Below are 24,022 nucleotides of genomic sequence, written 5' to 3'. Positions count from 1 at the left end.
TGGTGTTTTTTAGAGTGGAAAATAAAAAGGAGTTGATACAATGATTAACCAAACGTATAAAGAAATGCTGAAAGGCAAGTCAATCATTCGGGAACAGTCAGAGTTTGCAGCGGAGCTTGGAAAAGAGATAGGCTATGATAATGTCTTTGATTATAGTCTTGGTAATCCAAGTGTTCCCGTTCATGATGACTATACCAAAGTTATGATGGAATTATTAGAACAAGAAAGTCCTGCTAATCTACATGGATATAGTCCATCACTTGGAATTACGCAGGTACGTTTAAAAGTAGCCAAAAGTCTAAGGGAAAGATTTGATATAGATTATGATACGAAGCATATTTTTATGACAAGTGGTGCAGCAGGTGCATTAGCACATGCGATTCGTTGTGTTACAGCTCCAGGTGATGAAGTTATTACATTTGCCCCCTATTTTCCAGAGTATCAAGAATATGTCGGAAAAACAGGTGCTATACTAAAAGTAGTGCCAGCCAATCAAGATGATTTTCAAATTAATTTTGAGGCGTTTTTGGAAGTGATGAATGAAAAAGTTCAGGCAGTTTTAATTAATACACCAAATAATCCATCAGGGGCAGTTTATTCGACTGAAACAATACAAAAGCTTGCAAGCATTCTATACAAGAAACAAAAGGAATATGGACATGATATCTTTTTAATCAGTGATGAACCCTATAGAGAAATAATTTTTGATAAGCAAAGTGTGCCATATCCAAGTAGATATTACAATAATTCATTATCCTGTTATTCTTTTTCCAAAAGTCTTAGTCTTCCAGGTGAACGAATCGGCTATATCGCAGTGAATCCAAAAGCGACAGATGCGGATATCATAAGTGTTATGTGTGGACAGATCAGCAGGGGAATCGGACATAACTGCCCAGCCTCAAGCGTTCAATTGGCAGTGGCACAGGTATTGAATAAGACGAGTAACTTAACGGTGTATGAGACGAATATGAACTTAATTTATGATAAATTAGTACAACTTGGATTTGAAGTGGTTAGGCCAGGTGGTACCTTTTATATTTTCCCTAAAGCTTTGGAAGAAGATGCAAAAGCTTTTTGTATCAAAGCAAGAAAGTATAATTTAATACTAGTACCAAGTGATAGCTTTGGTGTAGCTGGATATTTTCGTATGGCGTATTGTATTGATACGAAGAAAGTTATGCGAAGTTTAGAGGCACTTGAATTATTTGTAAAGGAAGAATATGGTATTAGAAGCTAACTAAAATTTTATTTATATACGTTATTTGTAACAGTTCAGTATGGATGATAAACGCAACAAGGACGGCAAGGTTGCTGTGACTGAACTGTTACATTATTTTAAAAAAATACAAAAAAATACTTGAAATAATATCCTTTATCGTATATAATACATTTTGTTGACGAAACAGCAAAGTGATTTATTTAAATATTGGGCTATCGCCAAACGGTAAGGCACTGGACTCTGACTCCAGCATCTCAAGGTTCGAATCCTTGTAGCCCAGTTAATACCCCTGTAAGTATTGCTTACAGGGTTTTTTACATAATTGGAACAGATGGAGGGGTTATATGTTTAGCTTTTGTACTAAAGTAAGATATAGCGAAATTGGTATAGATGGTAAAACAACGATCAGTTCAATTGTAAACTATTTTCAAGATTGTAGTACATTCCAGTCAGAGAGCATTGGGCAAGGTATTTCTAAACTTTTGCAACGTAAACGGGGCTGGCTTTTGACGTCATGGCAAATTGATATAAAGCGTCAATTAGAACTGGGGGAGAATATAAGGATTGGAACATGGGCACATTCTTTTAAAGGTCTTTATGGTGCAAGGAATTTTATTATTTACGATGAAAAAGAAGAAGTGGTTGCGGTTGCTAATACGCTGTGGGCTTTGGTAGACACACAAACAGGACATCCAACCAAGATAACAACGGAAGATAGTGCGGGATATGAGTTAGAAGAACCATATGATATGATCTATCTTCCACGGAAGATAAAGATTCCAAATGATTCAAAAGTAATCGATCAGTTTGTGGTAAGAAAAAGCCATTTGGATACGAATAATCATGTGAATAATGGAAAATATATTGAAATGGCTGAGGAATATTTACCTGAGAGTGCTTGTGTGAAGCAAATGAGGGCAGAATATAAGAAGTCTGCATTGTATCAAGACGTCATTGTTTCAAAACTTTCAATAGAAGAAAATAGATATGTCATAGAGCTGTGTGACCAAGAAGATAATGTGTATGCAGTCATAGAATTCATGTTATAAATACATGAAGGACTCATAAATGTCGTAGCGGAAAGGAGTATGTGGTAATCAATTAATTACCATAGATAGTATTATGTTTAAATTAGGAAACAAACAACAGTTAATCGTAGTAAAAGAAGTAGATTTTGGAGTGTATTTAGGAGAAACAAAAGAGAGTGAAGAGCGTATCCTCCTTCCTAAAAAACAGGTGCCAGAAGGAACAAAATTATACGATACCATAGAAGTATTTGTTTATAAAGATTCAAATGACAGATGGATTGCAACGGTCAAAGAACCAAAGTTAATGCTTGGTAAAGTGGCTGTATTAGAAGTATTGGAAGTTGGTAAAATAGGTGCTTTTCTCGATTGGGGACTAGAAAAGGATTTACTTTTACCATTTAAGGAACAGACAAGTCGTGTGAAACAAGGAGATCATTGTCTAGTGGCGCTATACATCGATAAGAGCCAAAGACTTTGTGCAACTATGAATGTATATGAATATTTGGAGCTTAACTCACCTTATAAAAAGGACGATAGAGTTACGGGTACCATATATGAAGAAAGTCAGGAATTTGGACTATTTGTAGCAGTAGACAATAAATACTCGGCTTTGATTAGCAAAAAGGAATCCTACGGAAACTTAAAGATAGGCGATACCATACAAGCTAGAGTTATTAACGTAAAAGAAGATGGAAAGCTTGATTTAAGTGTAAGAGAAAAAGCGTACTTGCAAATGGATGCCGATGCATTGCTTATCATGGAGGAAATTGAAAAACGTGGTGGAGCATTGCCTTTTAACGATAAGGTTTCACCAGAAATCATTAAATCTGAATTTAATCTTAGTAAAAATGCATTTAAGAGAGCGGTTGGTCGTTTGCTTAAAGAGGGAAGAATAGAAATAAAAGAAAATAGTATAATAAAAATCAATTAATGTTTGATATGAAGTTTAAGGCTGAGAGTGTAATAATGTTTACACTCTTTTTGTATGTGAGGGAATTAAGCGAAAGTTTTAAAAACTCAATAACTACCATATTCATTGTAGCATTTATTTGTGTGGAAGTATAAAAGACATAATGATACACTAATACTAATGGTTATTTTGGACAAATTAGATAAAGGAAGGAGTAGACATATGTTAGGTAATCAATTAGAAATTCTATTAGAAGAATTTATGGACCGCGAATTTCATACTGCTCTGGAGATAGCAAAAACGTTAGATGTCAGTGAAAAAACAACAAGAAATAGAATTAAAGATTTGAGTGATAGACTAAAAGGCTTTGGTGCGACAATAGAATCAAGGCCAAAGAACGGATATCGCTTAAAAATTCTCGATGAGGCGAAATTTGCTAAGTATCTTCATTTTGAATATGAAGAAAAAGACAAAATACCAGTCACTTCTTCCGAACGTGTATTGTATATTCTGGCTTTTCTTCTTAATCGAGATGATTACATCAAGCTAGAGGAACTATGTGATTTTCTATATATATCGAGAAATACTCTCACAGCAGATTTAAAAAAAGTAGAATATATTATGAATATCTATCATCTTTTGCTAGAACGAAAATCAAATTATGGAATTCTAGTAATTGGGAAAGAGATTGATAAAAGAATTTGTCTTGCTAATAGTCTTGTAAAGAGAAGCGGTATCATGTTAAAAGATTATAAAAAGCAGCAAGAGCAACAAAAGATTGGAGATATCATTCTAGAGGTTATAAATAAATATAAAATGCGGATATCAGAAATCTCTTTGGAGAGTCTAATCATCCACACTTATATTGCGTTGGGAAGAATCAGACGTAATTTTTCAATTGAAATCAGTCGTGAAAAAATTGAAAAATTAGTGGGAGAAGAGGCGATGATGGCATCAAAGGATATTTCTGTGCTTTTAGAAGAGAGAATGCAAGTAGTCCTTGGTGAAGATGAAACTGCATATTTGGCATTGCATCTAGGAGCAAAGCTTTCTTCGAATTCTTTTAAAAAATATGGTACGAATGTTGTAATTTCAGGCGAAATTGATGAGTTGGTGCTTTGTATGATAGACACTGTATACAAAGGATTCAAGATTGATTTTCGTGATAATTTGGAGCTTCGTATGTCTCTAAATCAGCATATGGTTCCCTTTAATATTCGAATGCAATATGCAATACCGTTAAAAAACCCGTTAATTCAAGAGATAAAAAAAGAATATGCTTTTGCTTATACGATAGCAGCGACCGCTTGTACCGTTCTCAATGAATATTATAAAACCAATATTGTCGAAGACGAAATAGGGTATTTTGCTATGCTTTTTGCACTTGCCTTAGAGAAAAAGGATAAAAAGATAGAGAAAAAGAATATCTTAGTGGTTTGTGCTTCGGGAAAGGGAACCACGCAATTATTCATTTATAAATATAAGCAGGCATTTGGCAAGTATATCAACAATATATATGAGTGCACTGCTTATGAGCTTGAATCCTTTCCATTTGATGAAAAGGATATTCACTATGTATTTACAACGGTTCCAATCAACTGTAAGGTACCAATCCCAGTATTTGAGGTAAATCTTTTTTTAGAGCATAAGGACATAGCAACGTATAGTGAGTTATTTGAAATGGGAAGCAACGAATTTTTGCATAAATATTATAAAAAATCCTTATTTCTAACAAATATTGAAGCTAATACAAAAGAAGAAGTCATACGATTTATGTGTGAACACACAAGTAACTATTATGACATACCAAGCAATTTTTACGATGTGGTAATGAAGAGAGAGGAATTAGGGCAAACAGATTTTGGGAATTTAGTAGCGATTCCTCACCCTTATCAAGTAATTACAAAAGAAAGTTTTGTTACAGTAGGAATCTTAAAAGAACCAATATGGTGGGGGCATAACGATGTGCAGGTTGTATTTTTGATTGCCATATCGGTAGAAGAGGATGCGGATATTGAACGATTCTATCAATTGACTACAAAGTTACTCTTTGATGGTTCGGATATGGAATATCTCATCGCAAATCCAGAATTTGAAGTTTTAATGAATTTATTGAGTAAGAAAACACAAGCAGAAGTATGATAGTCAAGAATTGCCACATTGAATGTGGCGATTTTTTGGTTGGAGTAAAAAAAAGAAGAGTGCTACGATAGAGAAGAGAAATGAGAAAGGAGCAATAAAATGGGAATTAGTTTGGAAGAAATCGTTACAGAGCTGGTTGTGAACGGAGGAGATGCAAAAAGCAAAGCTATCCAAGCAATCAGAGCTGCAAAAATAGGTGACTTTAATACAGCAGAACAAAGAATACAAGAATGCAATGAATCGTTAAATAAGGCTCATAAATTTCAAACAGAGATTATACAAGCAGAAACAAGAGGAGAAAATAAAGCAGAAATCTCTTTATTGATGGTACACGGTCAAGATCATTTGATGAATGCAATTACCACGAAAGATTTAGCATTAGAAATGATTGATATGTATAAAATAATTTTCAAAAAAAATGATTAACAGAAAGGATGAGGAAAATGATAAATATTACACTCGTTTGTGCAGCAGGAATGTCTACATCAATGCTGATGTCAAAAATGCAACAAAGTGCAAAACAACAAGGGATTGAGGCGAAGATTATAGCAATGTCTGAAGCGAAATTTGAAACTTATGAAGAAGCAACAGATGTATTACTAATTGGCCCACAGATTTCTTATATGGAGGATGAAATACGCAGTAAATACGAACCAAAAGGTATGAAAGTAGCTGTAATCGACATGATTGATTATGGAAGTATGAATGGAGAAAAAGTGTTAAAAGATGCATTGAATCTATTAAATTAAAGGAAGAAAGAGGAGGGTTTCATTATGTCAACAATTGATGCGAAAGCATTGTCTCAAAAAATAACTCCAACTGTGAATAAAATTCAAAAGAGTAAGGTAGTAAACGGAATATCAAACGGTTTAATGGGAGCCATGCCAGTTACTTTGTTAGGTGCATTTTCTGCATTACTTCTTAATCTACCAATCGCTCCCTATAAAGAATTTATAACAAATGTTGGAATTGCAAATGCATTGCAAGTGATAATACAATTTTCTACTAATTTTCTAGCGGTTATATTTGCGGTAGCGATTGCAGGTGGATATGCAAAGCAACATAAAGAGGATGGAGTGTTTGCAGGACTATTAACTCTTGTATGCTTCTTTATTGTTACTCCAATGAATGTAACAGAAGAAGGAGTCAAGCTGATTCCTTTTCAATGGCTTGGAGGAACTGGAATATTTACAGCCATTATTGTAAGTTTAGTTGCAACCAGAATTTATATATATTTAAAACAAAAAGGTGTAACGATAAAAATGCCAGAGAGTGTACCACCTGTAGTGGCATCAAGTTTTAGTAGTTTGATTCCAGGATTTGCAGCGGTAATATTCTTTACCATTGTCTCTTCCGTATTTGCAGCAACTTCTTTTGGAACGATACATCAGTTTGTATATACGTTCTTGCAGATTCCGCTTCAAGGTGTTGGTGGAAACATTGTATCAATCGTAATATTGTGGACATTTGCTCAATTACTTTGGTTCTTTGGAATTCATGGCACGTTAGTTATTTATTCTGTTGTTTTGCCAATCTTTACAGCAATGGATGCGGCTCAAATGGCGGCGTATGCGGCAGGAGAAGCACTTCCAAATATCACAGGACGAGCTTTTGTTAGTACATATACCATGTCTGGTAGTGCGATTGGATTTGCTCTTTTGATGCTCTTTGTAGCAAAAAGTAAACAATATAAAACACTTGGCAAATTATCAGCTGTACCTGCCCTTTTTGGTATTAGTGAACCACTAGTATTTGGAACACCATTGGTATTTAATTTTAAATTCTTTGTACCTTTTGTATTTATGAACGGTGTTAACTTAATCATTGCGTATACTTTAACCGCAATTGGAATTATACCAAGAGTTGCAGGCTTTACACCAGTATCTGGAACACCAATTATCTTAAGTGGTTTAATGGAAGGAAGCTGGAAAATTGCTGCGCTTCAGGTAGTCTTGGTTGCTTTAAGTACCATTGTTTGGTATCCATTCTTTAAGAAAGCCGATAATGAAGCTTATCAAATAGAACAATCAGCAGAAAATAACCAAGAGTAATATAATAGATAAGTGCCACCCGTTATTATATTCGGGTGGTATTTTCATAGGAGGATACATGGAAAAAATTAATTTAAATAAAGACTGGCTTTTTACAAAAAGTGAAGAGTCCTATAAAGAAATCAAGAAAGAAGAAAAAAATGTAAGTGTTGTTACCTTGCCGCATTGTTACAATGCAATTGACGGTCAAAGTGGCGAAGGTATGTACAAAGGAAAAGCCCTGTATCAAAAGGTTGTAACAATATCGGAAAAAGAATTAGAGGAATATCATTATCTTGAAATAGGTGCAGCTAGCTTGGTTTCAACTGTTTATATCAATAAAAAGATAGCCTATAGTTGTAAGTGTGGTTTTTCAATGTATCGTGTTTTCTTAAACCCATATCTTATGGCTGGAGAAAATGAAATTACTATCATGGTGGATAATTCAGTAATGGATGATGTGTATCCTCTGATGGCAGATTTTTCATTTTATGGAGGCTTATATCGAGATGTCTATTGGATGAAAACGAAGTTCTTACATTTTGACCTTCTAGATCAGAGTATAGATGGTATTTATGTAAATCAGAAACACATAAAAGACAAAACCTTTGAATTAAAGATAAAGGGAAATATAATATGTGAGACAAAGAAAGAAACACATGCAAAAGTAATGATTGCATTACTTGATCATCAGCAAAATAAAATTGTGGAAAAGTCTCTTGATATGGATGTGAAGGAAGAAAAAGAATTTGAATTTTCCGAAATAATAAACGACCTTACACTTTGGCAAGGAATTGAAAATCCATATTTATATCAGTTGGAAATTAAATTAGTTTATAATAACGAAGTGTATGATGAGAAAGTAATTGAAATTGGATTCAGACATATCGAAATTACAGCCGATCGAGGAGTATTTTTAAATGGAGTACCAATCAAGTTAAATGGAGTTAGCCGACATCAAGATTATGAAGGCATTGGTAATGCATTAACCAAAGCTCATATGGAGAAAGATATGGCTTTGATAAAAGAAATTGGTGCAAACTCGGTTAGGTTGTCACATTATCAGCATCATGATTACTTCTATACTCTTTGTGACAGGGAAGGAATCTTAGTGTGGGCAGAGATTCCATTTATTAGTGTACCAGTTACAAAAGATTCCAATAATACAAATGCAAAGGAGCAATTAGAGAAGTTAATTAGACAAGGGATGAATCATTGTTCCATTTATTGCTGGGGAGTACAAAATGAAATCACTATTGCCATAGAAAATGAAACAATCTATAATATGGTACGTGAACTTGTAACATTGGCAAGAGACTTAGATTCTTCTAGATATATTGCTCAAGCCAATATTCATTCAGTTGCAAATGAAAGTGAGTTAAACGGATTAACGGATTTTGTCGGATATAATTTGTATTATGGATGGTACTATAAAGAAATAAAGGATCTTGCAAGCCGATTAGATGATTTTCATAAAGTACAACCAGATATACCAGTTATGGTGACAGAATATGGAGTCGATACCAATCCAAAGTATCACTCTTATGAACCTTGCGTAAAAGATTATACAGAGGAGTATCAATTGCTGTTTCATAATAACGCCTTAAAGACATTTGAAGAGAGGGATTTTGTTCTGGGCGGTTATGTTTGGGCAATGTTTGACTTTGGCAGTGAGATTAGAAACGAAGGTGGCGTAAAAGGAAAAAACCAAAAGGGACTTATCACCATTGATAGAAAGTTAAAGAAAGATTCATTTTATTTATGTAAGGCCTATTGGTCCAAAGAACCGTTTGTTAAATTGGCTGGAAGTCGCTTTGTGAATCGCCATAAAAAAGAAAACGATATTACAATACTTTCCAATTTAAACTATGTTAAGTTATATGTAAATCAAGAGCTAGTCGGAGAAGTAATCAGTAAAGAGCCAATGAAGATAATAAAAGGAGTTCAATTAAAACAAGATAGCAATGAAATCTGTGTAGAAGCTTTTGATGTGGATAACAAAGTGTATTCAGATCAAATGACTTTAAACTATGTACAAGAAGAAGATAAAAGCTATGTGATAGAAAAGAAGGTAGAGCAGGCTCATGTTACAAACTGGTTTCAAGAATTTGATTTAACCAATGTACAAGAAGTTACATTGAAGGAAGGGTATTACTCCACCTTTGATACAATTGAAGAATTATTTAAGAATGAAAAAGCAAAAGCGGTATTTGTTAAATATTTTAAGGATGTGGCAGATAACCCACAGATACAAGCTATGAAAGGGCTCATGACAATTGATAGTATGTCAAAGCGTTCAAGGTTTCGAATGCCAAAAGAGCTTTTAACTATTATAAATAAAGAATTAAATGAAATAAAAAAGAGTTAGTACAATAAAAAGTGTAACCAAATAGCATGGCAGCTGTTTGATTACACTTTTTTCATTAATAGGATTTATTTGCTTTTACGTATGCAACAATTCTTTCATAGTCTTCAATATAATCGATTTCTGACCAAAAGTAGGGAGCTACATCAAGCGTATGGATAGGAAACTCTTCACAATGAGAATAAAGAACGGTTTCCCACCAAGTTTTGTAATCTTCTTGATCAACCATTGCAATCATAACTTCACGAAAATGATTGATGTAGCGTTTTCCTACTTTAGCAATCCCTACATATTCACAGGTACGCTCTGATACATCCAGGTCTTTACCATACTTTGTGACCAAGCCATTTTCACAGTGAAAAAAGTAGTCACCCTCTTCAATCTTACGATAATCGGCAAGCATTGTGATATCTTCTTTTGCATGTAATAGTTTTTCCAAAATATCTTTTTCAAAAAACACATCTGCATTTGCAAATAAGTAATCATCATCGCTAATCAATGCATCCTTTGCAAACCAAAGAGAGGCTATACTATTGGATACACGATAAAAAGGGTTATCATAGAACGTAACATTCATTCCCTCTAATGCTTCATAAAAAAGAGCTTTGTTGTAGCCAACAATAATAGAGACTTCAATGTCATATTGCTGTAGTAAGGAAACGGTATGTCGAATGAGAGGAGTCCCATTTCCAATATCAAGCAAACTTTTAGGTTTACTCACTTCACGACTGATTCGACTACCAACTCCAGCAGCTAATAAAAATGCTTTCATAGATACCTCCCTTATTCTTGATTCGCTTCTTTTGTATCTGCTTTGATGAGAGCTTGCATAAATTGTTCCATAATTTTAGGTGCGCCGATATTAATGCGGATGTAGTTTTTTAATAAATCATTGCCATAGGTTTTAACAAGAATTTTCTCCTTCATAAGATTAGTGGCAAGTAAGTTCGCATCAATATGCGGTTTGATAAATATAAAATTACCGCTTTGTGGATAATATTCATAACCATGTTTTTCTAAAGAATCAATTAAATGTTTTTTTCCAGCCTCAAAAGTAGATAAAAGCTCATCAAAAATTGCAGGATGATCTAATATACGTTCTGCAAATTTTAAGGCAAGTGCATTCACCTCAAAGGATGGGCGTGCTTTTCTCAAATATTCTATGATAGTTTCATTACTGATTACCATTCCAAGTCTGCAAGCAGCTAAAGAAAATAGCTTTGAAAAGGTACGGAAAATAATTACGTTATCATATTCATTAATAAGCAAAAGGAATGTATCTTTGCAAAAATAATGGTACGCTTCGTCAAAGATAACGATAGCACCAACTTCGTTTGCACGATCAATCACTTGTCTTGCCTGTGCTTCTGTAAAATTTGGTCCGATTGGGTTGTTAGGATTTAATAAAGCAACAATATCTGTTGTTTCATCAATGGCAGATATAATATCAGCAACTGAAATGGTAAAGTCTTTTGAATATGGCACTGGTTTGTGCACAAGTCCAAGCATATTACAATTGACACCATACATTTCAAAACTAGGTGTTACGGTTACAACACTACTGCCAGGGGCAGCAAATACTTCAAACGTATATCGAATGGCTGCATCTGATCCATTGGTAAGACATATATTTTCAGGTGCTACATGAACAAAGTCTGCGTATTTTTGCATGAAAATGTCTGGCTCTGGATAAGTGGCCAAAAAAGAAGGTGTAAATTCTTTTAACACAGAGTCGACGAAATCTTGTGGGAGTCCCTCTGGATTCTCATTCATATCTAACCTTAAATATCCATAACGATCTTGCGGTGGAAATATTCGAACCACATCTTTTATATTTGGATTTACATAATACATTTTTATACCTCTTTTCTTTCTTATGCATGAAGTGCTTCAACACGCTTTTCTTACTAATTTTGCCCATTGACTTGGCAAATGAAAACCTATCTTTTGATACAAATGCTCTGCTTCCTTTGTATAATAAAATAAGTGTGGTTGTTTCCCTTCCAATAATAAGTCTTTGCAAAGTTTTGATACCACAGCAGCAGCAAAGCCCATTCCTCGATACTTTGGATGAGTAATGACACCACTTATGACGGCTAAGTTATCTATTTCTGCGTAGGTAGCAGCGTGGCAAACGATGGTGCCCTGTTGTCTTATTATATAATTTCGCCCGAATTGTTCCTTCATACGAGTGCTTAGTTGTGCTTCTAGCTCTGGTACGCTGTAATGCCCTCCGAGTCCTTCATCCATACAAATGAGCCTAGAGATTTCATTTAAGTCATGTTGTGTGGCTTCTTCTATTGAATAAGGAAAATCTTCTTGCAGGGTCTGGGATAAGGAAGTGACATAACCTTTCTCAACCTCCCATTCTTTTTTATAAAGTGGTGCTAATGCCTCAATTACATCTAGCGTAGATGAGATGATGCTTGGGTTTAACTTCTCGATTAATGACATGGTGCTTTGTATTGGAAAAGTGTAGTGGTGGTCATGAAAAAGTTGAAGACCGTTGTAATATTTGGTTGCTATTGTGGTTAACTTGTCTTGGTTTTTATAAATAAATATTTGTAAATTTTCATTTTGAATTCCGTATTTTTTTAAATCAATATAGCTGTATAAACAATTTTTTAAATCTGTTTCAAAAAACGATAATAGTTCTTTGACGTTACTTTCTTTGGCCAATTCGTACATAATGACCTCCTTTTGTGTTGTGTAAAAACCGTAACAGTTCGGTAGTAGATGCCGAAGCCGCTTCGTTACTAAAAATTATAGTATATGCCCTTTTATTTTACAAGTGATTTCATCTACGACTGCTTTTGCGGCATGTCCTTCATCAAAATAGTTTATTTCTTTGACATAGCGTTCGCAGTCTTTTTGATATTTGTCATTATCAAACGTCAGTATGTTTTGAACTAATTCTTCATTGGTTTGGCTAAGGGAGAAAGGAAGTTCTTCCAAAGAAAAGTAATAATCCTTTGTTCGTTTCATTTCCTCATAGTCTTCTGCGTACAAAAAGCCAGGTTTTTTCAAAATTGGGTAGTCAAAGGCACATCCTGAGTAGTCGGTTATAATCATATCGCAGGCAACTAAAAGCTCTTGCATATTTTTATATTTACTAGCGTTTAAAATACGGTCTGTGTAGGTGAACCTATCATCTTGATCAGAAACATTTGGGTGAAGGCGAATCAAAATAGCAAAGGAGGCACCAAATCGTTGTTTTAGCGCTGCAAGGACCTTGTCACAATCTAGGTTATACATATCAGTTTTTCGGTTGTCTCGATAGGTAGGTGCGTACATAATTAGTTTTTTATCTAAATCCAGATTATAATAGGAAAAGACTTTTTCTTTAATTGGCTTTGGATCCTTAAAATACAAATCATTTTTGGGGATTCCTTTTTCTAACAAAGGCCCATGATACCAAAAGGAGGAATGATATAACTTACTGCACCACTCGCAGCAGGATAAAAACAAGTCAATGTGTTTGGAATCAATCTTTGCATACGCTTTGTATTCTTCACTTAGTGCAGACTCACAATCCTTTTCCACCTTTTTTAAACCAGGACCACCATGCCAGGTTTGAATGTAGTATTGATTTGGACGCTTCTTGAAATAATATAGCTTTCGTGTATTATCAATCCAAAATCCTGCTGTCGCCATATGATAGACAAAAGACAGTGTATTTGGCCGAACAGGTGTAATCTCAGGTGGAAACGTATTAGAGGGCTCACCAGATACCCAAATTAGCTTATAGGGAAGTTTTGCATCAATGATTTCTTGTGCGATAAATTTGGGATTATCACCATATCCGCCACCGTTAAAATTACTAAAAACAATTTTGGTAGGTTCCAATTTGAAAAGAGTAAAAAAACTCCATGCAAAACGGATCAAATTCCTATGAAGGTACAAATATATGGTTAATAATAATTTTTTCATTTTATCTTCTCCTGATTATAATTTGAAATGAGCATGTATGATAAGAGAATCTCAATCTTTATTATAGTATCATAAAAACAGTAAAATCGCTATTGATAAATGGGATAAAGCTAATGAAAGGGAGACTTAAGTATAAAGGTAAGTTTATCTAATGATTTGCAATAAAATGAATGGAAGCATCCTATAATATATGATACAATAGCTAAGAGTTGAAAGAAAGGAAGTCGTTGTTTATGGCGAAACGCAATCAATCTTTAGATGCAATGAAAGGCTTTGTCATCTTACTTGTCATGATAGGCCATATTATAAATTTAAATCGATTTTACGATCCTTATATTTATCCACTGATAGAAGCAGTTCAAATGCCTGCTTTTTTTATGATTAGTGGTTATATTAGTGGTATGAAAAGTCCAGTCAGCAACATAATGGATTGGCGACAGGTTATTTCAAAGCGAGCAGTTACTTATCTTTTTCCGTTTTTTACGTGGCTACTATTAAAGCAATGGGATGATTTGATTCGTGGCTTTACAAATACAATGATTCAATTAGACAGAGGTCTATGGTTTTTAATGACTTTATTTATAATTAATGTGCTTTTTTATACCACGCAGCTGTTAAATAAAAAGGGTTATCAAAAATCAAAGCTGACTGGTTTTCTAGGATTTTGCGTTGTCTTTTTACTACTTAGCAGTGTATTTGTGGTTCAATATATTATGGGGAACCCATTCTTAAGTCCTGTTTTAACCATAAAGTATATTCCTCCGTTTTTATTTGGGTATTTTTTAAGTGTTTACAAAGAAGAGATTCAATCTATTTTTAAAAGAGAAATCCAAACAATTGCCTTTTTTGCTTGTTTGATTTTGTTTTTTGTATTATGCCTTCGACAAAATAATTTTACCAGCCCGTTAGTAATACTTTCTATGTCTATTATAAAAGGTTTACTCGGAAGTTATGTTGTTTTTTATGCTTTTTCAAAAAGTAAGGAAAACTTAATAAAGTCAAAATTGGCATGGATTGGAAAATATACTTTAGAGATTTATACGGTACATTTTCACTTTGCAACCAAATTAAACTCTGGAGATTTAAACTTTGGGCTCTATTCTTTGCGAGGTTTTTTATTTGTTTTCGCTACTTTTATTATTATGAGTATTACAAGTGCGTTACTTATTTATATGATAAAGCAAAATAAGGTTACAAACCTTCTTATGTTTGGAAGAAATAATTCTTAAGAAAAGCTTAAATTGTCGAACGGAATAAGACGAAATGCAAGGTTTCGGACATTGACGAATCACATGGGGCATGTTAGAATAAGAAAGATTTATTATGTGATAGGTGTGCTTATATTGGATTGAAAAGAGGTTAATAAGATGAAAATAATGCCAAATCGCCTTGATAGAGGCTTTTATTTATATCAGAAGGAATTCGAGGATAAAGCATTGGAGATTCTTCGCTCAGGCTGGTATGTGCTAGGGAATGAAGTATCAAAATTTGAAGAAGAATTTGCAGAATATATAGGAACAAAACATTGCGTAGGACTAGCAAATGGGCTTGATGCACTATGGATGGCTTTTCGTATTCTTGGTATTGGTAAGGGTGATGAGGTTATTGTTCAATCAAATACTTACATCGCAAGCGTTATGGGGATTTCTATGAACGGTGCAACCCCTGTATTTGTAGAGCCAGATGAGTATTATAATATTGACACATCTAAAATAGAAGAAAAGATTACGGATAAGACCAAGGCGATTTTAGTGGTACATTTATATGGTCAATCCTGTAAAATGGATGATGTTGTTGCGTTGGCAAAAAAATATAATTTGAGATTAGTAGAAGACTGTGCACAATCACACGGATCTAAATTCAATGGACAAATAACAGGTACATTTGGAGATATTGGGTGTTTTTCCTTTTATCCATCTAAGAATTTAGGTGCCTTTGGTGATGCGGGTGCCATTGTTACTAATGATGAGAAAATTGCACAAGACTTTAGAGTATATCGAAACTATGGAAGTGAAAAGCGTTATTATAATAAAGTTGTTGGAACAAATTCAAGACTGGATGAGTTACAAGCTGGTTTACTTCGCGTTCGTCTGTCACATATGGAGGAGTTAACGCAGGAGAAGATTGCAATTGCAAAACGATATGATGAGGAGCTTAATAATTCTAAAATAAAGCTTCCAACGGTAAGAGAGAATGCGACTTCTATTTATCATCAATATGTAATTAAATGTGAAGAAAGAGATGCTATGATTGAATATTTAAATGAACTTGAAATTGGGACAATCATTCATTACCCAATCCCTCCTCATTTATCAGAAGCCTATGCTTACCTTGGTTTTAAGAAAGGTGATTTTCCGATTGCAGAAAATTACGCCGATACCGTTTTGTCAATTCCTATGTATAATGGAATGACAGAAGAAGAACAGACTTTTGTTATTAATGCAATTAATAGATTCTAGTATGAAAGGAAATACTTTGATGAGTATACATAACCAGTATAAGATTTTAGAATTTAAGGATTTGGGTGACGAAAGAGGAAACCTGGTTGTTGTAGAGGGTGAATCAGACATACCGTTTGCAATAAAGAGAGTGTTTTATATTTATGGCTCTGATCCAGAGGTGATTCGTGGACAGCATGCAAATAAAAGAACTGAATTTGTTATGATTAATGTGAGTGGCACTTCTAAGGTAAAAGTAGATAATGGCTTTGAAAGTGAAATAATAGAATTAAATCGACCTCGTATGGGGTTATATCTTCCAACTAATTTGTGGAAGGACATGTATGATTTTTCAGAGGATTCGGTATTGCTTGTACTTGCGAGTGAACACTATGATTCATCTGAATATATACGTGATTATAATGAGTTTCTTAAGGAAGTAGGAGTTTTGAATGAGTAAACTATCAATTATAGTTCCTGTATATTATAATGCAGATACCATCATGCTTTTATATGAGGATCTTAAAAGTAAGATATTAGAAAAATTAGGCGATTATGAAATTATTTTTGTAGATGACGGGTCAGGGGATAACTCTTTTGAAGTTATGAACCAAATTAAAGCATTGGATGAGCATGTTAAGCTTGTAAAGCTATCCAAAAACTATGGAGAGCATGCAGCAGTATTAGCGGGACTTATGCATTGCACTGGTGATTGTGCGGTTGTTAAACAAGCAGATTTGGTTGAACCTGCTGAACTGATTCTAGATATGAAGAATAGTTGGGAAAAAGGAAATAAAGTAGTTTTAGCAGTTCGAGCAGATCGAGATGATGGATTTGTTGAAAAATTATTTGCAAATTTATATTATGCGATTGTACGTAAATTTATCATGCCTTCTATGCCAAAGGGTGGGTTTGACTGTTACTTACTAGATCGACAGGTAATTGAAGTACTTCGATTATTAGATGAGAAGAACTCCGCTCTTACCTTACAGGTGCTCTGGGTAGGATTTAAGCGTGATATGATTTATTTTCATAGAGGTGCTAGGGAAATTGGGGAGTCCAAATGGACACTATCCAAGAAGGTTAAACTTGTATTAGATTCCATGATGAGTTTTTCTTATTTTCCAGTTCGATTTATGTCAGGGGTAGGAGTTACATTTTTTGGAGCTTCCATTATATGGGCATTGATTATTGTCATACAAAAATATGTTACACACATAGAAGTTGAAGGTTGGACGTCTTTAATGGTAATGTTACTTTGTTCCTCTGGACTTATTATGTTAATGCTAGGAATTTTGGGTGAATATGTTTGGAGAGCATTGGATGCATCTAGAAACAGACCACCGTACATTGTAGATGAAGTTGTAGGAGACGTGAAAGATAAACATGAGCTAAAATAAGGCTCATGTTTTGTTGTAATAGAATAGGAAATTGTGTTCTATTACAGAAATCCTATTTGTCTATCATAAGATTGTAAAGGAGTTATTATGTTAAATACACTGTGGAATTTTATCGAAAAAATATCTCGTAACGTTGTGTTTGCACTAGCTGGTTTGGTTGGAATTACGATAGAAGAAGATAAGTGGATCAGTTTTATGCAGTTTGTCAAGTTTGGTTTGGTTGGATTATCGAATACCTTACTAACATATGTTGTCTATGTCATATGTGTTCAAATAGGAATTCATTATCAGATTAGTTATTTTATAGGTTATGTTGCTGGTATCGTGAATGCTTTCTATTGGAATAACAAATATGTATTTAAGCAAGAAGAAGGAGAAGAACGTTCACTTATAAAGGCTTTTGTAAAATGTGTGATGTCTTATGCAGGGGGATATTTTTGCTCCTCAATCCTTTTGTTTTTGTGGGTAACGATATTACACTTTCCAAAAGTGATATCACCAATTATAAGTTTGTTGGTAACAATACCTATTAATTTTATTCTGAATAAGAAGTGGGCCTTTAAAACAGAGTCCTGATAGAGTAAATAGGAGAGAAAAATGAAAAATCAAAGTAATCGCAATGGTGCGATTGAATTATGGCGTTTTATACTAATCGGTGCAATTGGAATCATGCATTTTAGTAATTCTTATTATGGGTCATCGCCTTATTTTGGAGGTGCCTATGTAGCCACAGAGTTTTTCTTTATTGTCTCGGGATATTTATTGTTCGTTAGCTTTTATAAGAATAGGGCAAGAGAAGAAGAAATAAATGCATGGCAGTTTACCTTCCATAGGATAAAGAACTTATACCCATGCTATTTATTGTCTTTTCTTGTCTTATTTTGTTTTATTATGGTGCAAGACAAAGCAAGTTTAAGTACATGGATTACAAATTTCTCCCAATCTGCGTGGGAGCTTTCCTTTTTACAGATATCTGGATTAAAGGGGTTTCGATTATTTAATTACCCTGCTTGGTATATTTCTGCTATGTTAATAGTAGGTTATTTTATTTACGCGTTATTAGAACTAAATGAGAAAAAATTTGCAAAATTATATATGCCTCTTGCAGTTCTTGGAATTTATTGCTTTTTTTCCAAAAATGCAGAAAATATAGATGTTTGGGGTGGCGCTAAGATTCTTGATATTTCAGATGCTTTAATGAGAGCTTTTGCTGGCATGAGTCTTGGAGGAATCTGTTATTATGCAAGCCTTTTAATAAAGAAAAAGCAGCGCTCTTCTGTTGTAAGAGTGTTGCTTAGTATTGGAGAGTTAGCAGTATTTTTACTTTCTATTTTCTTAATGAATCAAAAAGGGCACACACAAATTGACTTTTATATAATTTTATTACTGGCAGTTGGTATCACGCTATCGTTTTCAGAACAGACGTATATAACCAAATTGTTATCGAAACAACCTATTGTTTGGATTGGTAAATTGAGTTATCCGATGTTTTTAAATCAAATCTTTGTAATTTATTTGATTGGTGCATACTTAAATCAATTAAGTTATAGCAAAGGTATTGTGATATTTATGATGATTCTTATAGCTATATCCTTTATCGAATTGCTTATTCTTCAAGGTTTGAACTGTCTAAAGACGAAGGTTTTGTGAATGCATGTTAATAAGTGAGTGCATTCAGTAGATAAAAGCCAGTCACGTCCCTCAAGAATGAGGGATTAGTGAGCGGATGTGGACTTGTCCTCTTTTCTTATAGTAATAAAAGATGAGATATTCAATTAATAACACACTTCCTATAAATAATACATATAGGAATGAACTTGTGTAAGGCGCTTTTGATACTTCACTTACAGAAAAAGCAATATCTCCAGCGATTTCCTGATCATTAACAAAGAGATTTCCATGAGGGAAAACGTCATATCCTTGTTTGTTCGACATACAAAAGATGATTGCATCATTTGCTTCCACGCCGTCAGAAGATATTTTAATGTAAAAGGTACTTGCTTTTTTTGGAACAATCGTTTCAAAATTAAATTCAATCAACTCAATCATATTTTTCGTAGTGGGTGAAAAATCTGCAGTATATTTTACAGTCTGATTTTCATCAAGTAATTCAAATCGATAAATGGCATCTTGAGAAGAGGAGTTGTTAAATACTTGGATTTCTACATTATTGAAAGCTCTGCTTGTATGAAAACTTTGCTGAATATAGGAACCTTGATACATATCACCTATGCGATCCTTATTTGATACAAACTGACCTTGTACCAAGTCATGAAAGGTCATAGAATCTTTTGTAAAATGCGGATACAGTATAAATGAAATTATGAGTGACAGCAAAATAAAAATGTTTCCAAGCGCAGGGACTACCTTGTTAAATAGTTGTGACAAGTGCTCGTTTTGAAAAAAGTCTGGTAGAGCTTCCATGTCGATAAACAATACTAGAAAGATAAAATTTAAACTGTATTTGGGGTTAGCTTCCCAGAGTATGTGAAATAGAAAACCTCCAAGAAGGATGATATAAATCAATAAACTCTTAGGATTAATATTATTTCGAAACAGTTTTACCATTTGTATAAAAAGAAAAAGAAGTATCGTAATATTAAATATTTGACAATATATGATAAAAGGATCTTTTTTTTCACCAGTGATATATTTATGATAATTAGTATAATTATGGCTAGCTCGCATCGTAACTGGATAGTCATGAGAGCCATCTGACCAGGTATAAATTAATTTTTTGACAAATAATTCTCCCATTCCACGAATCCCCATAGCCTCTATTCGAGAATGTATTTGTTTTTTGTTGAACTTTATTTTATCTTCTTTTGTTTCGCGTGCTAAAGTTGCTTGTTCGTCTCCCCAATCAAATCCACCGTTATCTTTTAGACCCATCATAACCCAATGAGTGGCTGGAAATTTTGTCTTATTATAATCTGCCTCCATGGTAGGGTCTAACAAGCTATGATAGCTGATATGAACAAGAAGTAATCCGATAAAAAAGGCAGCGATTCCACATAATAATTTTTTCCCATGTAATATAACATGATTGCGATTAAATTTATAAGTAAAAATCTTTAAGATACTAAAGGCGATTAATCCAATTAATACAAAAGAAGTTGTGGGCCTTAATTGTGTTCCTATGTATAGAACGATAGCGAATAAAAAAGCTTTCAAACAAAAGTAAGTTAATTTCTTTTCCCTTTGTAATATAACAATCAGATAAATTCCAAGCATCATAAAAGGCAGGGCTACTATAGTCGTATAATAAAAAGTTCCCCATAAATAGATGATTGGATTAAAGATATTAAAGGCAATGAAAAAGACTGCTGTTTTTTTGTCTCTTAACTCCTTTAATATAAGACTAGTTATTATGATAGTCGCATCAATACAAAAAACACCAAGTAAACTTCCTGTCAAGGTATAATTTCCAAAGCCAAATCGAATCAATAATTTATAATATTGTGATAAATATATAGTTAAAGGTATATTGTTAGTATACATACTAAAGTATGTGTTTTTGCTGGTAAATTTCCCTCCATGAATTAAGTCAATTGCCATATTACTGACTTTATTAAGATCATCAAGTGCTCTTATTTCCAAGTATTTTACGACTAATAATTGGATTATTGCTATGAACGCTAAACACACAACGCTAAATAGCAAATCATATTTTTGAGGTAATTTTAAAACAAAAGTGTAGAGTATCTTTATCATGCACATAAAAAAGAAAACACCAATTATTTCTATTAACACAAAATAAAAAGTATTACTTTCTAGTGTAGTTAGGTGTGGCACGAAGAAGAAGGAACCTAGTAGTGCGATAAAAACAAAAATTAGTAATAAAGTGTAAATAAATTTAATGCTTATTTTTTCAAAAACATTTTGTATCATTTGTAAAAATCTCCTTGTGGTCTCGTTTGTATATTAGGTTAGGAAAAATATACTTTGTCTAGTTGCTTAATAAATAAAAATCTTCAGATTGATATAATATGTCACAATTCTTTAACTCATTTTCCTGATATAACTTATAGTAAACAGAAGAAATATATAACACACTAGAATCCTTACTTTTTAAAAAAGCATCTAGTCCTCCATCCATACAATGGTAATCCCCATTGATTTCTCCTAAAAATAAAATATCTTGGCTCCAATTGGTTTTGGGAATTTCACTATCGCCTGTAAACAAATAAGCATCTGCACCAGCATAAGAAGAATCTCTGGAAACACTATTTGCTATAAAACTTTGAAAGGAATCCCCTTTCACTTCTTGTATGGCGTTTATATTTAGGGTTGTATATTTGAACAGCAGCAAGGTAATGGCTATTAGTAATATCCATTTTACCTTCAATAAAATTTGTTCCGAGGTAAGTAACTTTGCAGTATAAATACCTGCGACCATTGAAAGTGGTATAAGAGCTGGATAAACATACCAAATTAATTTGGTTTTGGTAGCAGAAAACGCTAAAAAGGGAACAAAAAACCAAAGAAAGTAACCGATAAACTTATTTTTATGCTCTTTTTGGAATAACATATTAAAAAATATGGCACCAATCATGCAGATGAGCAAGGCGAATTTATAAATATAATTTCCATACAATCCGTCTTTTGTAATCAGGCTATATGAGCCATCGATATTTTGATAATAACCATTAAAAATGTGCTGAAAATAGAATGAAAACGGATATTCATGTCCTTCCAATGCATTACTGGTGCGATTTAGTAAATCCGTATTTAACATTTCTATAAAAAATCTAGGACCGTCTGCAAGGTATCGCGCCAAAGCCCAAAGAAAAATTGGCAAACAAAAAGAAAGAATGAAGAATATCCATTCTTTAGATTTTATTTTTTTGATTTCTCCCGTAATTAATAGATACAATCCACCAATTATTACAATCATGCCAGAATGCCAGCTTTTTGTAAGAAAGGCAAGCGCGAAGCAAAGTCCACTCATATAAAGCATTTTTTTGTTCTCATGAACTAACATCATTGCTAGCATTGAAAGGGTAAAAAACATGGTATATAAGGAATCAGCATCACCAGCTCTAGCCATATGCGTTGCGAAGGCAAGACCACTGGCACAAAAGAATCCCAATGTAGCAAGTGAAGCCAGTCTACTTTGTCGTTTTACAAATAGACTGGCAACGATACAGGTAATAAAGTAACAAACCGCACTATAAAAACGCAAGGAAAATACATTAAAACCAAAGATACGAAAGCCAAGCATAATACCCCAATAACTAAGTGGAGGCTTTAGATTCCAATAGTCATTCTCATAGTTATAAGTATTTACAATGAAGTTCTTATTGGTGTACATTTCATAAGCATTCACCCCATGTCTTGCTTCATCCCATTCAGAGACCCATTTAACATCCAAATGATAAAAACATAGAAAGAATAGGACTCCAGATAATAAAATAAAAATGGGAATATAAAAACGATTGATAAAGTTCAAAACAGCATGATATGCCTTTTTACCCTTACCAGGGGGTAAAGAAGCTCTAAATGTTTCTAATTTCATATTAATTAAATCCCCTTTTTTGTTTCTTGTAATTTCATTAATTTATCAAAAATACGTTCGACGATTATAGAATCGGTTGCCAAATCAAATTTTCTAGCAAATAAAAACCCTGAATTCATTAATTCATCAAAATCTTCGTTTGTCCAGACATATGGGTTTCCCCTATTCCAGTCAATGTATCGTTGATTTGCGATATAGTCATCGTTATATTCTGTATGATACAACTTGTTTTTAAAATCAGATTGATACACCAAAGTTTGTAGTGCACATTCGTCTGGAGCAAAGGTGTAACGCGTTCTTTTTTTTATCTTGTCTATATTTTCCACAACATATAGTGCTAAATCGTGTGTAATACTGCTCCAATTTGATCCGTAGCTAAGCACTTGCTTTATATCGGCTTGTCGGTCAATACGAAGTAGTGTTTGTAGCGCTATACTTATTTTTTCTCCAATCACACCAAGTAAGGCTTTGCGTACAAAGCCTCCTCCTCTTACATAACGCAAAAAGAAATGATAGAGAGAATAGCGCTTATAGATATATTCTTCGACAGGAGGTTTGGATACAAAGTGAACAAACTCTTTGCCAGCATTTTTGTCAAAGAATGCATGGATTTCATCTTGTGTTTTAAGTGGAAGGCATACACCAGACAGAAGATGATAATACTGGTAGGTATCCTTCTTTGTTGCAGTTTTATAAAATAATAACTGGATATCCATAAGACCTGGAGTTCCCCAGCTTCCATCCAATCGTTCTAAAAAAAACACATTGGAATATTTGGTTATTGTCTTAAAGCGTTCCATATTATCTATCTTTACATTTTTATCAATATGAATATAAAGGTCATTACGCTCATCATCAAGGAGCATAATCAACTTTTCTAATAGGCTCCAATTATTAAAAGCAATAATACCGTATGCATGTTTCATGAGAATCCCTCACTTGTTACTTTTTATTACTTGAGAGTATATCACAAATAAATTCCATTGAAAAGAAAATAGCAGATACTTAAGGTTTCTGTAAATATTTGTAATGTTTTATAGGG

The 24,022-nt window shown here is 33.6% G+C and carries 21 protein-coding genes and 1 tRNA gene; 15 read left to right on the top strand and 7 right to left on the bottom strand.

Annotated features, from left to right (window positions below; translation table 11 throughout):
• Positions 1-40: 40 nt before the first annotated feature.
• The 9 genes from F7O84_RS12095 to F7O84_RS12055 all read left to right on the top strand — a co-directional run bounded on the left by F7O84_RS12095 (position 41) and on the right by F7O84_RS12055 (position 9,697).
• Positions 41-1,237 (top strand): pyridoxal phosphate-dependent aminotransferase, encoded by a 1,197-nt coding sequence (locus F7O84_RS12095; RefSeq protein WP_151145464.1) that lies wholly within the window; start codon positions 41-43, stop codon positions 1,235-1,237.
• Positions 1,238-1,427: 190 nt separating this feature from the next.
• Positions 1,428-1,499, top strand: a tRNA-Gln gene (locus F7O84_RS12090).
• Positions 1,500-1,563: 64 nt separating this feature from the next.
• On the top strand, positions 1,564-2,268 hold the full coding sequence (locus F7O84_RS12085; RefSeq protein ID WP_151145461.1) for an acyl-[acyl-carrier-protein] thioesterase: 705 nt from the start codon (positions 1,564-1,566) through the stop codon (positions 2,266-2,268).
• 73 nt (positions 2,269-2,341) lie between these two features.
• Positions 2,342-3,178 carry a CvfB family protein gene (locus tag F7O84_RS12080; RefSeq protein ID WP_151145458.1) on the top strand — a complete coding sequence of 279 codons (837 nt, stop codon included), beginning with the start codon at positions 2,342-2,344 and terminating at the stop codon, positions 3,176-3,178.
• 201 nt (positions 3,179-3,379) lie between these two features.
• Positions 3,380-5,299 (top strand): BglG family transcription antiterminator, encoded by a 1,920-nt coding sequence (locus tag F7O84_RS12075; RefSeq protein WP_151145455.1) that lies wholly within the window; start codon positions 3,380-3,382, stop codon positions 5,297-5,299.
• A gap of 99 nt (positions 5,300-5,398) precedes the next feature.
• Positions 5,399-5,725, top strand: a complete 327-nt coding sequence (locus F7O84_RS12070) for a PTS lactose/cellobiose transporter subunit IIA (protein ID WP_151145452.1) — start codon at positions 5,399-5,401, stop codon at positions 5,723-5,725.
• 17 nt (positions 5,726-5,742) lie between these two features.
• Positions 5,743-6,048: a PTS sugar transporter subunit IIB gene (locus F7O84_RS12065; protein ID WP_151145449.1), complete on the top strand. Its 306-nt coding sequence runs from the start codon at positions 5,743-5,745 to the stop codon at positions 6,046-6,048.
• A 24-nt stretch (positions 6,049-6,072) separates the two neighbouring features.
• On the top strand, positions 6,073-7,350 hold the full coding sequence (locus F7O84_RS12060; protein ID WP_151145446.1) for a PTS sugar transporter subunit IIC: 1,278 nt from the start codon (positions 6,073-6,075) through the stop codon (positions 7,348-7,350).
• 58 nt (positions 7,351-7,408) lie between these two features.
• A complete protein-coding gene (locus F7O84_RS12055; RefSeq protein ID WP_151145443.1) occupies positions 7,409-9,697 on the top strand; it encodes a glycoside hydrolase family 2 protein in 2,289 nt (762 codons plus the stop codon).
• Between the two features lie 55 nt (positions 9,698-9,752).
• Here F7O84_RS12055 and F7O84_RS12050 read toward each other — a convergent pair whose 3' ends face one another.
• The 4 genes from F7O84_RS12050 to F7O84_RS12035 all read right to left on the bottom strand — a co-directional run bounded on the left by F7O84_RS12050 (position 9,753) and on the right by F7O84_RS12035 (position 13,624).
• Complete coding sequence (locus F7O84_RS12050) at positions 9,753-10,466, bottom strand: phosphocholine cytidylyltransferase family protein (RefSeq protein WP_151145440.1); 714 nt, start codon at positions 10,464-10,466, stop codon at positions 9,753-9,755.
• Positions 10,467-10,477: 11 nt separating this feature from the next.
• Positions 10,478-11,548, bottom strand: coding sequence for a pyridoxal phosphate-dependent aminotransferase (locus tag F7O84_RS12045; protein ID WP_151145438.1), 1,071 nt, complete (start codon positions 11,546-11,548; stop codon positions 10,478-10,480).
• A 36-nt stretch (positions 11,549-11,584) separates the two neighbouring features.
• A complete protein-coding gene (locus F7O84_RS12040) occupies positions 11,585-12,382 on the bottom strand; it encodes a GNAT family N-acetyltransferase (RefSeq protein WP_151145434.1) in 798 nt (265 codons plus the stop codon).
• 75 nt (positions 12,383-12,457) lie between these two features.
• Entirely contained in the window at positions 12,458-13,624 is a 1,167-nt protein-coding gene (locus tag F7O84_RS12035; RefSeq protein ID WP_151145431.1) for a CDP-glycerol glycerophosphotransferase family protein, read from the bottom strand.
• Between the two features lie 233 nt (positions 13,625-13,857).
• Here F7O84_RS12035 and F7O84_RS12030 point away from each other — a divergent pair, with 233 nt between their 5' ends.
• The 6 genes from F7O84_RS12030 to F7O84_RS12005 all read left to right on the top strand — a co-directional run bounded on the left by F7O84_RS12030 (position 13,858) and on the right by F7O84_RS12005 (position 19,112).
• Positions 13,858-14,853, top strand: a complete 996-nt coding sequence (locus F7O84_RS12030) for an acyltransferase family protein (RefSeq protein ID WP_151145428.1) — start codon at positions 13,858-13,860, stop codon at positions 14,851-14,853.
• A gap of 138 nt (positions 14,854-14,991) precedes the next feature.
• The gene (locus F7O84_RS12025; RefSeq protein ID WP_151145424.1) at positions 14,992-16,083 is read left to right on the top strand and encodes a DegT/DnrJ/EryC1/StrS family aminotransferase; all 1,092 of its coding nucleotides are present in this window, start codon (positions 14,992-14,994) and stop codon (positions 16,081-16,083) included.
• 19 nt (positions 16,084-16,102) lie between these two features.
• A complete protein-coding gene (locus F7O84_RS12020; RefSeq protein WP_151145421.1) occupies positions 16,103-16,522 on the top strand; it encodes a sugar 3,4-ketoisomerase in 420 nt (139 codons plus the stop codon).
• Positions 16,515-17,462, top strand: a complete 948-nt coding sequence (locus F7O84_RS12015; protein ID WP_151145418.1) for a glycosyltransferase family 2 protein — start codon at positions 16,515-16,517, stop codon at positions 17,460-17,462. The genes F7O84_RS12020 and F7O84_RS12015 overlap by 8 nt, the downstream gene beginning before the upstream one ends.
• A gap of 87 nt (positions 17,463-17,549) precedes the next feature.
• Positions 17,550-18,038: a GtrA family protein gene (locus F7O84_RS12010; protein WP_151145416.1), complete on the top strand. Its 489-nt coding sequence runs from the start codon at positions 17,550-17,552 to the stop codon at positions 18,036-18,038.
• Positions 18,039-18,059: 21 nt separating this feature from the next.
• Positions 18,060-19,112 (top strand): acyltransferase family protein, encoded by a 1,053-nt coding sequence (locus F7O84_RS12005; RefSeq protein WP_151145413.1) that lies wholly within the window; start codon positions 18,060-18,062, stop codon positions 19,110-19,112.
• Positions 19,113-19,163: 51 nt separating this feature from the next.
• On the opposite strand, the gene F7O84_RS12000 is transcribed toward F7O84_RS12005, so the two are convergent.
• From F7O84_RS12000 to F7O84_RS11990, 3 genes are all read right to left on the bottom strand, one after another.
• On the bottom strand, positions 19,164-20,963 hold the full coding sequence (locus tag F7O84_RS12000; protein WP_151145410.1) for a glycosyltransferase family protein: 1,800 nt from the start codon (positions 20,961-20,963) through the stop codon (positions 19,164-19,166).
• A 448-nt stretch (positions 20,964-21,411) separates the two neighbouring features.
• Positions 21,412-22,980, bottom strand: coding sequence for an ArnT family glycosyltransferase (locus tag F7O84_RS11995; RefSeq protein WP_151145407.1), 1,569 nt, complete (start codon positions 22,978-22,980; stop codon positions 21,412-21,414).
• Positions 22,981-22,985: 5 nt separating this feature from the next.
• A complete protein-coding gene (locus tag F7O84_RS11990; RefSeq protein ID WP_151145404.1) occupies positions 22,986-23,906 on the bottom strand; it encodes a beta-1,6-N-acetylglucosaminyltransferase in 921 nt (306 codons plus the stop codon).
• Positions 23,907-24,022: the final 116 nt, after the last annotated feature.

The organism is Candidatus Galacturonatibacter soehngenii, assembly GCF_008830185.1.
In the GTDB taxonomy this organism is placed as follows: domain Bacteria; phylum Bacillota; class Clostridia; order Lachnospirales; family Lachnospiraceae; genus Lachnotalea; species Lachnotalea soehngenii.
Note: the sequence above shows the minus strand (reverse complement) of the source record. Positions and strands in the feature narration are given on the sequence as shown.

Coding starts and splice junctions, on each gene's coding strand:
- F7O84_RS12095 (WP_151145464.1), top strand. CDS start 41: ATGATTAACCAAACGTATAAAGAAATGCTGAAAGGCAAGTCAATCATT.
- F7O84_RS12020 (WP_151145421.1), top strand. CDS start 16,103: ATGAGTATACATAACCAGTATAAGATTTTAGAATTTAAGGATTTGGGT.
- F7O84_RS12000 (WP_151145410.1), bottom strand. CDS start 20,963: ATGTATACTAACAATATACCTTTAACTATATATTTATCACAATATTAT.
- F7O84_RS12055 (WP_151145443.1), top strand. CDS start 7,409: ATGGAAAAAATTAATTTAAATAAAGACTGGCTTTTTACAAAAAGTGAA.
- F7O84_RS11995 (WP_151145407.1), bottom strand. CDS start 22,980: ATGAAATTAGAAACATTTAGAGCTTCTTTACCCCCTGGTAAGGGTAAA.
- F7O84_RS11990 (WP_151145404.1), bottom strand. CDS start 23,906: ATGAAACATGCATACGGTATTATTGCTTTTAATAATTGGAGCCTATTA.
- F7O84_RS12015 (WP_151145418.1), top strand. CDS start 16,515: ATGAGTAAACTATCAATTATAGTTCCTGTATATTATAATGCAGATACC.
- F7O84_RS12040 (WP_151145434.1), bottom strand. CDS start 12,382: ATGTACGAATTGGCCAAAGAAAGTAACGTCAAAGAACTATTATCGTTT.
- F7O84_RS12065 (WP_151145449.1), top strand. CDS start 5,743: ATGATAAATATTACACTCGTTTGTGCAGCAGGAATGTCTACATCAATG.
- F7O84_RS12080 (WP_151145458.1), top strand. CDS start 2,342: ATGTTTAAATTAGGAAACAAACAACAGTTAATCGTAGTAAAAGAAGTA.
- F7O84_RS12085 (WP_151145461.1), top strand. CDS start 1,564: ATGTTTAGCTTTTGTACTAAAGTAAGATATAGCGAAATTGGTATAGAT.
- F7O84_RS12070 (WP_151145452.1), top strand. CDS start 5,399: ATGGGAATTAGTTTGGAAGAAATCGTTACAGAGCTGGTTGTGAACGGA.
- F7O84_RS12005 (WP_151145413.1), top strand. CDS start 18,060: ATGAAAAATCAAAGTAATCGCAATGGTGCGATTGAATTATGGCGTTTT.
- F7O84_RS12030 (WP_151145428.1), top strand. CDS start 13,858: ATGGCGAAACGCAATCAATCTTTAGATGCAATGAAAGGCTTTGTCATC.
- F7O84_RS12010 (WP_151145416.1), top strand. CDS start 17,550: ATGTTAAATACACTGTGGAATTTTATCGAAAAAATATCTCGTAACGTT.
- F7O84_RS12025 (WP_151145424.1), top strand. CDS start 14,992: ATGAAAATAATGCCAAATCGCCTTGATAGAGGCTTTTATTTATATCAG.
- F7O84_RS12050 (WP_151145440.1), bottom strand. CDS start 10,466: ATGAAAGCATTTTTATTAGCTGCTGGAGTTGGTAGTCGAATCAGTCGT.
- F7O84_RS12060 (WP_151145446.1), top strand. CDS start 6,073: ATGTCAACAATTGATGCGAAAGCATTGTCTCAAAAAATAACTCCAACT.
- F7O84_RS12045 (WP_151145438.1), bottom strand. CDS start 11,548: ATGTATTATGTAAATCCAAATATAAAAGATGTGGTTCGAATATTTCCA.
- F7O84_RS12075 (WP_151145455.1), top strand. CDS start 3,380: ATGTTAGGTAATCAATTAGAAATTCTATTAGAAGAATTTATGGACCGC.
- F7O84_RS12035 (WP_151145431.1), bottom strand. CDS start 13,624: ATGAAAAAATTATTATTAACCATATATTTGTACCTTCATAGGAATTTG.